Origin of the sequence: Shinella fusca (genome assembly GCF_014203155.1) — a bacterium.
In the GTDB taxonomy this organism is placed as follows: Bacteria; Pseudomonadota; Alphaproteobacteria; order Rhizobiales; family Rhizobiaceae; genus Shinella; species Shinella fusca.
This window is the reverse complement of the sequence record NZ_JACHIK010000002.1, coordinates 243,150-255,176: the sequence shown is the minus strand read 5'-3', so window position 1 is coordinate 255,176 and position 12,027 is coordinate 243,150. Positions and strand designations below refer to the sequence as shown.

11 protein-coding genes and 1 pseudogene are annotated in these 12,027 nt (G+C 66.7%); 6 read left to right on the top strand and 6 right to left on the bottom strand.

The genetic code is table 11. The annotated features are described in order from the left end of the window. Window position 1: 1 nt before the first annotated feature. Both phnH and phnG read right to left on the bottom strand, forming a co-directional pair. Window positions 2–610 carry a phosphonate C-P lyase system protein PhnH gene (phnH, locus tag HNQ66_RS03485; RefSeq protein WP_184140884.1) on the bottom strand — a complete coding sequence of 203 codons (609 nt, stop codon included), beginning with the start codon at window positions 608–610 and terminating at the stop codon, window positions 2–4. Beyond that, window positions 610–1,062: a phosphonate C-P lyase system protein PhnG gene (phnG, locus tag HNQ66_RS03480; protein ID WP_184140882.1), complete on the bottom strand. Its 453-nt coding sequence runs from the start codon at window positions 1,060–1,062 to the stop codon at window positions 610–612. Before phnG ends, phnH begins: the two co-directional genes overlap by 1 nt. A gap of 90 nt (window positions 1,063–1,152) precedes the next feature. Between phnG and phnF the strand changes: the two genes are divergently transcribed. Beyond that, window positions 1,153–1,905, top strand: a complete 753-nt coding sequence (phnF, locus tag HNQ66_RS03475; protein ID WP_343059432.1) for a phosphonate metabolism transcriptional regulator PhnF — start codon at window positions 1,153–1,155, stop codon at window positions 1,903–1,905. Window positions 1,906–1,909: 4 nt separating this feature from the next. Here the strand turns inward: phnF and HNQ66_RS03470 are convergent, their stop codons facing one another. Next, window positions 1,910–2,764 (bottom strand): MurR/RpiR family transcriptional regulator, encoded by an 855-nt coding sequence (locus HNQ66_RS03470; RefSeq protein WP_184140878.1) that lies wholly within the window; start codon window positions 2,762–2,764, stop codon window positions 1,910–1,912. A gap of 56 nt (window positions 2,765–2,820) precedes the next feature. Beyond that, entirely contained in the window at window positions 2,821–3,891 is a 1,071-nt protein-coding gene (locus HNQ66_RS03465; protein WP_184140876.1) for a polyamine ABC transporter substrate-binding protein, read from the bottom strand. A 161-nt stretch (window positions 3,892–4,052) separates the two neighbouring features. Here HNQ66_RS03465 and HNQ66_RS03460 point away from each other — a divergent pair, with 161 nt between their 5' ends. From HNQ66_RS03460 to HNQ66_RS03445, 4 genes are read left to right on the top strand one after another with little or no spacing between them, the layout of a single operon-like run. Continuing rightward, window positions 4,053–5,135 carry an ABC transporter ATP-binding protein gene (locus HNQ66_RS03460; RefSeq protein WP_184140874.1) on the top strand — a complete coding sequence of 361 codons (1,083 nt, stop codon included), beginning with the start codon at window positions 4,053–4,055 and terminating at the stop codon, window positions 5,133–5,135. Between the two features lies 1 nt (window position 5,136). Then, window positions 5,137–6,039, top strand: coding sequence for an ABC transporter permease (locus tag HNQ66_RS03455; protein WP_184140872.1), 903 nt, complete (start codon window positions 5,137–5,139; stop codon window positions 6,037–6,039). Between the two features lie 11 nt (window positions 6,040–6,050). Next, window positions 6,051–6,881: an ABC transporter permease gene (locus tag HNQ66_RS03450; RefSeq protein ID WP_184140870.1), complete on the top strand. Its 831-nt coding sequence runs from the start codon at window positions 6,051–6,053 to the stop codon at window positions 6,879–6,881. Continuing rightward, a complete protein-coding gene (locus tag HNQ66_RS03445; RefSeq protein WP_380778000.1) occupies window positions 6,878–7,996 on the top strand; it encodes a DmpA family aminopeptidase in 1,119 nt (372 codons plus the stop codon). The genes HNQ66_RS03450 and HNQ66_RS03445 overlap by 4 nt, the downstream gene beginning before the upstream one ends. Before the next feature lie 6 nt (window positions 7,997–8,002). Here HNQ66_RS03445 and HNQ66_RS03440 read toward each other — a convergent pair whose 3' ends face one another. Both HNQ66_RS03440 and HNQ66_RS03435 read right to left on the bottom strand, forming a co-directional pair. Then, window positions 8,003–8,374, bottom strand: coding sequence for a hypothetical protein (locus tag HNQ66_RS03440; protein ID WP_184140866.1), 372 nt, complete (start codon window positions 8,372–8,374; stop codon window positions 8,003–8,005). Window positions 8,375–8,433: 59 nt separating this feature from the next. Continuing rightward, window positions 8,434–9,846 (bottom strand): annotated as a pseudogene (locus HNQ66_RS03435) (NAD(P)-dependent oxidoreductase); the annotation flags it as partial. A 178-nt stretch (window positions 9,847–10,024) separates the two neighbouring features. Between HNQ66_RS03435 and HNQ66_RS03430 the strand changes: the two are divergent. Next, window positions 10,025–12,022, top strand: coding sequence for a CocE/NonD family hydrolase (locus HNQ66_RS03430; protein WP_184140862.1), 1,998 nt, complete (start codon window positions 10,025–10,027; stop codon window positions 12,020–12,022). Window positions 12,023–12,027 lie beyond the last annotated feature (5 nt).

The window sequence follows — 12,027 nt, the reverse complement described above, 5'->3', positions numbered from 1 at the left end:
CTCAGGCCTCCTTCACGCGGACGACGGTGGTGCGGGGCAGGCAGAGGACGGCATCGCCGGCAACGAGGATCAGGTCGACGCCGCGCGGGAAATTCTGCCGGTTCTCCGCCCGGAAATACACGAACATGTCCGGCAGGCCGACCGGCGCGAACTCTTCCTCGGTGCGGATGCCCGGCCCCGTCAGCGTCAGCGGCCGACCGCCCGTGAAGGCTTCGATCTCGACCACCAGCGTCGTGGAGCGATCCGGGTATTCCTGCGTGCCCTGCGCGAAAAGACCCGGATCGGGCAGCATCGCGCCTTTCTCGACAAAGGCGAAACGGGCGGCCTGCCGATCGTCGGTCACACTCGCGCCGGCGTGGAAGGCGAGCCAGCCGGGCAGAGCGGACGCGGCGAGCGCCGGCGTCAGCCAGACGGGGGTGTCGTTGTCGCAGAGCGTCAGCGCGACGGCACCGACGGCCGCGCAAAGCGGCGCGGGCGGAGCGACGGCAACAGCCGCGGAGCCGACCGTGCCCGGGCGAGCCATGCAATCCATCAGCGTGCGGAAGACGGACTGGGCCTCGAAGACCGGCTCCCTGAAACCGCCGGTAAAGGCGAGCGTATCGTGAGGCATCAATCCTCTCCCCGGACCATGGTAAAGAAATCGACGCGGGTGGCGGCCGTCTGGCGAGCCTTCCCGGCGTCTTCTCCAGCAATGCGCGCCTCGACGGCGGCAAGCAGCGCCTCGACCTCGCCGGCACGCGCCGGCTGCTGGAACAGCGCGTCGAAAATCGCCGCGAGCCGTGCCTTGGCGCCGTCCGTGCCGAGCGCCTGGCCGTGGCCGACCGTGCCGTCGTCGAGACGGACGCTCGCGCGGCTCACCGTCGCCTCGCCGAGATTGAACGGCGCACCGCCGCCGCCGATGCGCCCGCGCACCATGACGAGGCCCGTTTCGGGTCCGCGTACCGGCTCGACCGCCGGCTTGCCGTCGAGCGCGTCGAAGGCCGCCTGCAGTTCGGCCCGGCTCGCCTTCGCCAGGAGGCCCATCGCCTTCTGCCGTCCTTCGAAATGTCCATCCGATACCATTGCCACGCTCCCAAATGTCTATTAATCTAGACAACTATACATCTAAGTCTCCTCTTAAACGGCCGGAATGACAAGGGTGTGACAGGGGCAATTGCAGGGGCGAAAATGGTGGAACGGCAATCGGGCGTGGCGCTCTGGCGGCAGATCGCCGACCGCATGCGCCTTGCGATCAACAACGGCGACTTCGACGAGACCGGCATGATGCCGCCGGAAACGGCGCTCGCCGCCCGCTTCGGCGTCAACCGGCATACGGTGCGCAGCGCCATGGCATCGCTTGCGGAGGAAGGCATCGTCCGGCCGATCCAGGGCATCGGCACGCGCATCGAACGGCGCGACCGGCTGCGCTTTCCGATCTCGCGCCGCACCCGCTTCTCGCAGGGCCTCGGCAACCAGGCGAAGGAACTGGAGGGGCGGCTGCTCGGCTCGGCGACGGAGCCCGCCTCCATCGTGGTCGCCGACGCGCTGGGTCTTGCGGCGGGAACGGCCTGCGTGCGGCTCGAAACCGTAAACAGCGCCGACAAGCGGCCGATCTCGCGCGCCACGCACTATTTCCCGGCCGACCGCTTCGCCGATATCGCGGCGGCCTATGAGCGGACGCGCTCCATCACCGCCGCCTTCCGCGAACTCGGCGTGCCGGACTATGTGCGCCGCTCGACGGAGATTTCCGCCATCCATGCCGAGGGCGAGGACATCCGCCACCTGAAGCTTTCGCCGGGCGCGATCATCCTCGTGGCGACGGCGATCAATACCGATCTTGCCGGCCGGCCGATCCAGTTCTCCCGCACGCGCCTTGCCGCCGACCGCGTCAAGCTGACGGTCGAGCCCGAAAGCGAGGAGAAATAGGCCTTCAGGCCTCGAAATCGCCGAAGATGTCCTGGAGGCGCGTCAGGGTCTCCACGCGCTCGTTCACTTCCTCGCCGAGGACGACGATGATGTTGGAAAGCATGAGGTCCATGACGGCCGTCATGGTGGCAGCGCCGTCCCAGAGGGGACCGTGCGAGCCCGGCACGATGAGGCAGATATCCGAGACCTCCGGCCCCCAGGGGCAGAATTCGTCGGTCAGGAGCACGACCTTCACGCCGGCGCGCCGGGCCTCCTGTGCCAGCGGCCTCGCCTTGGCGGCAAAACGGCGAACGTCGTGCAGGAAGAGCAGCCGGCCCTCCACCGAGCCGTCGAGCAGTTCGGAATAGGTGCCGTTGAGGCCGTCGACGAACTGCACGCGCGGGCGCGTATAGGAAAGCTGGCTGGCGAAATACTGCGCGACGCCGCGCACGTTCTGGTAGGCGGCGACATAGACTTCCGTGGCGCCTATCAGCGCATCGATGGTCTTCTGCCATTCCGGCGACTGGACCACGCCGTAGATCTGCGTGAGATTGTCGATCTGCTGCTGGATGAGGCCGGCGAGCAGCTTGCCTTCCTGGCGGTCCTGCTCCAGCCCCTCGAAACGTCCCTTGACCTGCCAGGCCGGATTGGCGCTGCCGTGCCGGAGTTCGTTCTTCAACTCGTCGAGGCCGTCGAAGCCCATGCGGCGCAGGTAGCGGCCGACGGTCATCGGCGAGAGCTGCAGGCGCTGGGCGATGGAGCGCGCCGTCTCGAAGGGAAGGTCCGCGATGTTGCGCTCGATGTAATGCGCCAGCAGCTTGTCGGATTTCGACCGCCTGAGGTCGTCGGACTGAACGAGCTTCAGAATGCGTTTCGACACGTCGCCCCTCTCCTCGAAATCCCGCCCGTCCGGTGACGGGCGGGGATCGTTCGTCCTCACTGCGCGGTCTTGACCCGCGTCCAGACGCGGTCCACCTGACGCAGCGCCGGGCCCAGGTCCTCGAAGATCTGCAGACGTGCCATCGTCTCGGCCGGCGGGTTGATTTCCTTGCTATTCTTGATCTTTTCCGTGGTCAATTGCCGTGCCGGCACGTTGGCCGTGCCGTTGGTCTGCTGCGAGACGTTGAGCGCGACGATTTCCGGCTGCGTGTAGAACTGCAGGAACTTCAGCGCGTTCTCCTTGTTCGGCGCGCTCTTCAGGACGCAGATGTCCTCCTGGTACATGGTCGCCCCCTCCTCGGGGATCACGTAGCCGAGATCCTTCTCGTTGCCGAAGACGTCCACCATGGCGCCGACGAAGGCGTGGCCGGCTGCAACGTCGCCCGCCTGCACCATCGGCCGCTCGTCATAGGTGAAGGCCGCGACATAGGGTTTCATGGCGATGATCGTGTCGGCCGCCTCCTGGAGCTCGGCCGGATCGGTGGAATTGATCTTGTGGCCGTTGAGGATGAGGCCGACGGCGAGCACCTCGCGCATATCGTCGAGCAGGGTGAACTTCAGGCCCTTGGCCTTGACCGTCTCGATCAGGTCCTTCCAGCCGGTCACGTCCTTGCCGAGGACCTTGCGGTTGTAGAAGATACCGACCGAACCCCAGGCGTAGGGCAGGCAATATTCGCCGTTCGGGTCGCTCTTTGCCCTCAGGAACGCGGGATCGATGTTCTTGAAGCCCTCGTATTTGTTGATGTCGGTCTTCTCCAGAAGATCGAGCTTGGCCATGATGTCCTGCATGTGCACGGACGGGAAGACGATGTCATAGCCCGTCGCGCCGCCCTGGATCTTCGCCAGCATCTCCTCGTTGGAGGAATAGGTCGAGAGATTGACCTTGATCTTGGTCTCCTCCTCGAATTTCTTCAGCACTTCCGGATTGATGTATTCGCCCCAGTTGTAGACGTTGAGTTCGGCGGCGCTCGCCATTCCGGCCGTCGCCGCGAGGGCGGCAAGCGAAAGGGCGGTGCGGCGCGTCCAGGCGCGGAAGCCGGATGCGCCGGCGCGATCGGTTTTCGTCATCGAATATTCTCCTCTGGTGGTTCGGCCGTCCTGGCCCGGCGCTTTCCTTTGCGCCGCCTGTTCCCGTCCCGGCTTCTGCGGCCGTTGACTTGGATGGGCAAATGGTATCCATATATCTAAATCGCACAAGCGTTATTTTTATAACATTTTGGGGAACGACGATGCGAGAATCCATAGTCCGCATGGAAAAGGCGGCGAAGACCTTCGCCACGCCCGAAGGCCAGACGATCACCGCGCTGGGCGGGATCGACCTCGATGTCCGGCGCAACGAATTCCTGACGCTGCTGGGGCCGTCGGGCTGCGGCAAGACCACCCTCCTCCAGGCGATCAGCGGCTTCGTCGAGCTCGATTCGGGACGCATCCTGATCGACGGCGAAGACATGACGGACCGCCCGCCCTATCGCCGCCCGGTCAACACCGTGTTTCAGAACTACGCCCTTTTCCCGCACATGAGCGTGGGGGAGAACACCGGCTATGCGCTGGAGGTCGCCGGCATCGGGCGGCAGGACCGGGCAAGGCGCGTTGCCGAGGCCCTGCGCATGGTCGGCCTCGAAGGCCTGGAGGGCCGCAAGCCGCGCCAGCTTTCCGGCGGCCAGCAGCAGCGCGTGGCGCTCGCCCGCGCCATCATCGCCCGGCCCAAGCTGCTGCTCCTCGACGAGCCGCTGTCCGCGCTCGACAAGAACCTGCGCCAGGCCATGCAGATCGAGCTGAAGACGCTCCAGCACGAGCTCGGAATCTCCTTCATCTTCGTCACGCACGACCAGCAGGAGGCGCTGACCATGTCGGACCGCGTCGCCGTGCTCTCGGGCGGGCGCATCCAGCAGCTCGACACGCCCCGCGCCATCTACGACAAGCCGAGGAACAGCTTCGTCGCGACCTTCGTCGGGGCGAGCAACCTCTTCGAGGGCGAGGCCGCCGCCGGCCGGCTCGTCACGACGGACGGCATCGCCATTTCCCACGGAGAGCAGGGCTCGACGGGCGCGGCGACCGCGCTCATCCGCCCGGAGCAGTTCTTCCTCGCGGACCCCGGACAGGCCGGCCCGATCCTCGACGTCGATCTCGAGCAGATCGTCTTCGTCGGCTCTACCTTCGAGCTTTTCGGCCGCACGGCGACGGGCCGGCGCGTCATCGCGGAAATCCCGGCGATGCGGCGCGGCCTCGTCGGCGAGATCGAGCAATCGCGCCGCGCGCGCCTTTCCTACGATCCGTCCGCCGTCCACCTCATCCCGGCGGAGGCGGCCTGACATGCTGACGATCACCGCCCGCCGCCGTGCCCAGCTTGCCATCCTGCTCGGCCCGGCCTCGCTGTTCCTCGCCGTCTTCTTCCTCGGCCCGCTCGCCATCATGATCGTGACGAGCTTCCTTGCCCCCGGTCTTTACGGCGGCGTGGAATGGACCTGGTATCCGCACAATTACGGCCGCATCCTCGGCTTTGCCGATCCGATGTTCGAGGAGTTCGACCCGGTCTATATCGCGATCTTCCTGCGCTCGCTGAAGATCGCGGCGCTGACCGTCGTTGCGACGCTTCTCGTCTGCTACCCGGCCGCCTTCTGCATCAGCCGGCTTTCCGACCGCTGGAAGAGTTTTTGCCTCTTCCTCATCACGCTGCCTTTCTTCGCCAGCCTCATCGTGCGGCTCTTCGTCTGGGTCCTGCTCCTGCGCCAGACCGGGCTCGTCAACAACGTGCTGCTGCAGACCGGCATCATCGACCGCCCCGTCGACCTCATCTATACGGAAGGCGCGATCATCCTCGGCATGGTCTACGTCTTCATTCCGTTCATGTTCATGCCGGTCTATGCGAGCGTCGAAAAGCTCGACTGGACGCTGGTGCGCGCCTCGCTCGATCTCGGTGCAGGGCCTATTCGCACGTTCCTGCGCATCATCCTGCCGCTGACGGCGCCCGGCATTGCGGGCGGCGCGGTCATCGTCTTCATTCCCGCGCTCGGCAATTTCGTCGTGCCGGCCATTCTCGGCGGCGCGAAGGTGATGATGCTCGGCAACCTCATCGAGCAGCAGTTCCTCGCCGCGCGCAACTGGCCCTTCGGCTCGGCGCTCGCCATGATGGTGATGAGCGTGATGCTCGTCCTGCTCTTTTCCTATGTCGTCGTCTCCAGCCGCCGCGGCCTCGACGCCGCGCCGGGACGCTGAGGAGGCCCGCGATGAAGATCTTCGCCTCCCTCGCCCGCGGCAGCCTCGTCGCCTATACCGCGCTCTTCTTCGCCTTCATCTACATCCCGCTGGTGCTGATCGCGGTCTACTCGTTCAACGCCAACCCGATCAACATGATGACCTGGTCGGGCTTCACCACCGACTGGTATGCCCAGGTCCTCGGCTACAAGACGGCCATCACGGGCGACGCCTTCTATGTCGAATCGACCGACCAGCTCGTGCAGGCCGTCTTCAACAGCCTGAAGATCGCCGCCTCGACGACGCTCATCGCCACCGTCTTCGGCACGTCGATCGCCATCGCGCTCTATCACTTCGATTTCTTCGGCCGGCGCTTCTACCGCGTCGTCCTGTTCATGCCGATGCTGATGCCGGACATCGTGCTCGGCATCGCGCTCCTCATCTTCTTCGTCAATTCGGGCATCAATCTCGGCCTCAAGACCATCATCATCGGCCAGTGCACGTTCCTGACCTCCTATGTCTTCATCGTCGTCTCCGCCCGGCTCTCCGGCATGGACCGCACGCTGGAACACGCCTCGGCCGATCTCGGCGCAAACGAATGGACGACCTTCCGCAAGGTGGTCTTCCCGCAGCTCCTGCCCGGCATCCTCGGCGGCGCGCTGCTCGCCTTCATCATCTCGATGGACGATCTCGTCATCACCTATTTCATCGCGGGCGTCGACGTGACGACGCTGCCGATGTTCATCTTCGCCATGCTCCGGCGCGGCATCAAGCCGGAGATCAACGCCATCGCCGTGATGATGCTGTCCTTCTCCTTCGTCATCGCCTCCCTCGGCCTCTACCTTCGCTCCCGGCAGAAATGATCATGAACGAAAAGACGAAACCCCGCGCCCGCGAACTCGGCCTGCCCTTTTCCGGCCGCACCGGCCCCTTCAATGCGATCACGGATGTCGAAGGCGTCGCCGTCGGCTTCCGCACCATCCGCGAGGAGGTGCCGCGGCCCGGCCGCAAGCTGCCGGTACGCACCGGCGTCACCGCCATCCTGCCGCACAGCGGCAGCCAAACGCCCGTGCCCGTCTATGCCGGCGTGCACCGCTTCAACGGCAACGGCGAGATGACCGGTACGCACTGGATCGAGGACGGCGGCACCTTCCTCGGCCCGGTGATGATCACCAACACCCACGGCGTCGGCATCACCCACCATGCAACCATCCGCTGGATGCTGGAGCGCTACGCCTCGACCTACGAGGTCGGCGATTTCCTCTGGCTGATGCCCGTCGTCGCCGAGACCTATGACGGGGCGCTGAGCGACATCAACGGCCTGCCGGTGACGGAGGCCGACGTGCGCGCCGCCCTCGACGACCTCTCGCCCGGCCCCGTCCGGGAGGGCAATTGCGGCGGCGGCACCGGCATGATCACCTACGGCTTCAAGGGCGGCACGGGCACCGCCTCGCGCGTCGTTTCCTTTGGGGGCCGAGACTATACGGTCGGCACGCTCGTGCAGGCCAACCACGGCCAGCGCGACTGGCTGACGGTCTGCGGCGTGCCGGTCGGCAGGCATCTGCAGGACAATACCCCGCAAAGCCAGCTCAAGGAGCGCGGCTCGATCATCGTCGTCATTGCAACAGACCTGCCGGTGGCGCCGCATCAGTTGAAGCGCCTCGCGCGCCGCGCCGCCATCGGCATCGGCCGGGGCGGCACGCCGGGCGGCAACAATTCCGGCGATATCTTCCTCGCCTTCTCGACCGCCAACCCTCAGCCCATGGCACACCATGCCCCGGCGATGCTGGACCTTGCCATCGTCAACGACGAACAGCTCGACCCCGTCTACATGGCGGCGGTGGATAGCGTGGAGGAGGCCGTGGTCAACGCCATGCTGGCAGCCGAGGACGCCGGCGGCACGCCGTATGACCGGCTGCGCGTCGACGCCATCCGCCACGACGACCTGATGGCCGTCATGCGGCAATACGGGCGGTAGGAAGCCTCAATGACCGGTGCCGTCGGGCGTCACGCTCTGGCTGTCGCCGCCCGTCCCGGAGGACTGGGTCGGGTCACGGTCCGTCGGCGCGGTGTTGCCGCCGCCGGGCGCGTCTTCCTTGATCGTATCCTGGGTCGGCGTGCCGCTGGTGGTCGAAGAAGTCTGCGAAGTGTCGAGCGGCGCGGAGGGATCAGTCTTCTCGCCCCAGATCTCGACGGCCCCCCAGACGAGAAAAACGAGAACGAGGCTGATGCCCAGCACTCTCAGGACGGGCCGGCCGAGGCCACCCTGACGGGCTTCCCGCCCGGCATATTCCTTGCGGTCCGGATCGTGGGTGCGGGTCAGCGGATCGCCGCGTTCGTCCTGTTGATGGGTCATGACTGGCACTCCCTGTCTGTCGTTCAGAAGGAAGAACCGGCCGGAACCGCGAAAGTTCCTCAGGCTTCACCCGGGCCGTCCAGCCCCAGCGCCTCGACGAGCCGGCGCTGGCGCAGGAGCAGATGGGTGAGCGCGGCGACATCGCCCTTTGCCGGCTGGTGCGTCATGCCCTCCTCCACCGCCTCCACGACAGCCTCCAGCGTATCGGCGATCTCGCGGGAGACATCGTGCAGCTCGGCAAAGCGCGGATCGACGGCGGCGGCCGCCAGCGCCGCGATGGTGACGGCGCCGATGCCGGCCGGCACCTTCGCGCCGCCGTCGACATGGCCCTCCGGCAGGTCGCCCTTCAGGTTGACGACGCGGCGGTAGCGGATGACATCGATGATCTGGTCGACAGCCTGGCAGGCGCCCGCGACGCGCGAGGGATGATCCGTATCCGCGGCCGCATGGGGCAGCAGCTCCAGCTTGCCGGGATGGCGCTCGGCGAGCTTCAGATAGGGCAGCATCGGGCCGCTCAGGGTGCCGCTCGTCGCATTCCTGAAGAGATCGGCGTCGATGGCGGCGTGGCGCACCTGGCCGCTTGCCAGCGCCTTGTCGAGCGCGGCGGTATCCACCACCTCGCCGCGGTCGTAATTGACGAGGACCGCACCGTGGTTCATCGCCGAAAGCACCGCCTCGCCGATGAGGCCGGCATTGGCATAGCGGCGCGTCTCCTCCTCCAGCCGGCCGAGGCCGACATGGGCGGAGAGCACGTCCGCGCCGGTCGCCGCCGCCACGGGCGTCTCGGCGAAGGTAAAGCCTTCCGCCTCGATCCATTGCCGGTGGCGCGGGCGGGCATAGACCGCAACCTCCATGCCGAAGGCGCGGCCGAGCTTTGCGACCTCCCGGCCGATATTGCCGTAGCCGAGCACCGCGAGGCGCCGGCCCTCCAGCTTGGCGGTGGGATAGAGCTTCAGGTCGCGGCCGGTATCGAAATCGCCGGCGGCGACACGGTCATGCAGGAGGCCGACCGGCAGGTCCGGCAGCACCTTGAGGATCGCCTTCATCGCCATCTGCGCCGTCGCGCGGCTGTTGATGCCGGGCGTGTTCATCAGCGGCGCGGCGCCGCCCTCGCCGTTTCCACCGCCCCAGGAGGCCGAGCCCATGTTGCCGGTGCCCGCGCCGATGCGCACGCCGCCGAGCGGAAAGATCGCCTGCTTGGGAATGAAGGTCGCCGCCGCGATCAGCGCGTCGTAGCGCCCGTCCGCCGTCTCGGCGATGATCTCCGTCTCGGAGCTTATATCCGGCTGGTAGAAGAAATGGATGCCCGGCGGCAGCGCCGTACGCTTGTAGCCCCCCTCGTGGAAGGTGCCGCCGCGCGCCTCGATATGGGCGCGCACCTCGCCGTGATCCGGCCGGCCATCGGCATCGAAACGCAGGCCGACGAGATCGGCGATCAGCACCTTGTAGGCGCGCTCGGGATCGTCGAGCCGCGCATCGTCCCGCAAAGCCGCCTGCCGTTCCGCCATGTGCCCCTCCTCTGCCTGCCATTTTCGTAGGCGAGTTTTCGAGAGCGGGCAAGCCGCACGCAAAAGCGACACGGAAGGTCAAATCCCGCCTATTGCCCGCCTCCGGCGGCGCCGTCATAAAAGCGGGGAAAGAGGAGTTGCCATGTCCCGCGCCTTCACCGTCATCGAAAACGAATGGATCACGCTTGCCGACGGCACGCGGCTTGCCGCCCGCATCTGGATGCCCGAAGGCGCGGAGGCCGACCCCGTGCCGGCCGTCCTCGAGTTCCTGCCCTATCGCAAGCGGGACGGGACGAGCCCGCGGGACGAATCGACCTACCCCGTCTTCGCCGCCGCCGGCATTGCCGGCGTACGCGTGGATATCCGCGGCTCGGGCGAATCGGACGGCGTGATCGACGGCGAATATACGCCGCTGGAGCTGGCGAATGCCTGCGAGCTCATCGGCTGGATCGCCGCCCGGTCCTGGTCGAACGGATCGGTCGGCATGATGGGCATCTCCTGGGGCGGCTTCAACTGCCTGCAGGTCGCGGCCCTCAAGCCGCCGGCGCTGAAGGCCGTCATCTCCATCGCCTCCACTGTCGACCGCTACAATGACGACATCCACTACAAGAACGGTACGCATCTTTCCGCCCAGCTCTCCTGGGCCGCGACCATGCTCGCCTACCAGTCCCGCTCGCCCGATCCCGGGATCGTCGGCGAGCGCTGGAAGGCGATGTGGCTGGAGCGGCTGGAAAAGGAACCCTTCTTCCTGGAAGAATGGCTGCAGCACCAGCGCCGCGACACCTTCTGGAAGCACGGCTCGATCTCAGAAGATTTTGACGGCTTCCCCGTGCCCGCCCTCGTCATCGCCGGCTGGGCGGACGGCTATCGCAGCACGCCGCTCAAGGCCGTGGAGGGGCTCGGCGACAGGGCGAAGGCCCTCATCGGCCCGTGGATCCACAAATACCCGCATTTCGCCTGGCCGAAGCCGCGCATGGATTTCCATGCCGAGGCCATCGCCTGGTGGAACCGCTGGCTGCGCGGTGAGGCGAACGGCGCGGAAAAGACCCCGCAGGTGCGCGCCTATATCCAGGATGCCGTGCGCCCGGCGCTCCGCCGCGAGGCCGACCCCGGCTTCTGGATCGCCAAGGACCGCTGGGAGGCGCCGGAGATGGCGATCTTCTACGTCGAGCAATACGGCGCGCTGGCGCCCGGCCTGCCGATTGCCGGCGCATCGGGCCATGACCGCTACATCAGATCGCCGCTCGATACCGGCACCATGGCCGGCGAATGGTTCACGCTGAAGCCGGATGCCGAAATGGCGCTCGACCAACGGGGCGACGATGCCGGCTCGCTGGTGATCGAGACCGCGCCGCTTGCGGAGGCGCAGGATTTCCTCGGCCAGCCGGTGCTGGAGCTCGACGTCGCGACGGAGGCGGACATCGCCAATCTCTGCGCGCGCCTCGTCGATATCCATCCGGACGGCACGGCGACGCGCGTCACCGTCGGCGTCCTCAACCTCGCCCATCGCGACGGCAATGCCGCGCCGAAGGCCATGCCGCGCGGGAAGAAGGTGCGCGTCCGCCTCGTGCTCGATGCCATGGGCTACCGCTTCCGCGCCGGCCATCGCATCCGCCTGTCGCTCTCCACCGCCTATTGGCCAATGGTGCTGCCGCCACCGGTGGATGCCGGCGTGACGGTCGACCTCGCCTCGCTCGGCCTTGCCCTGCCGAAGCTCGGCGCCCACCGCGTCATTGCGATCCCCGAGCCGGCAAATCCCGACCCGCTGCCGAAATACACCGAGCTTGCCCCCGCCGAGACGGCGCGCGGCGTCGAGCGCGACCTGACGAACGGCCTCACCGAATATACGATCTACGAGGATACCGGCCTCTACGAGCATCCCGGCACCGGGCTCGCCACGCGGCAGGTGCGCGACGAACTCTGGTCGATCGCCGAAAACGATCCACTCTCGATGACCGGCACGGCCGTCTGGACCTGCGATATGCAGCGCCCCGGCTGGTTCGTGCGCACGGTCTCGACGGCGATCATCGCCTGCACCGCGACGGACTGGCTGATCTCCGCCCATGTCCGGGCCTATGAGGGCGAGACGCCGATCTTCGAGAAGCGGTTCGAGAAGGCGATCCCGCGCGATTTCATGTAAGGCGT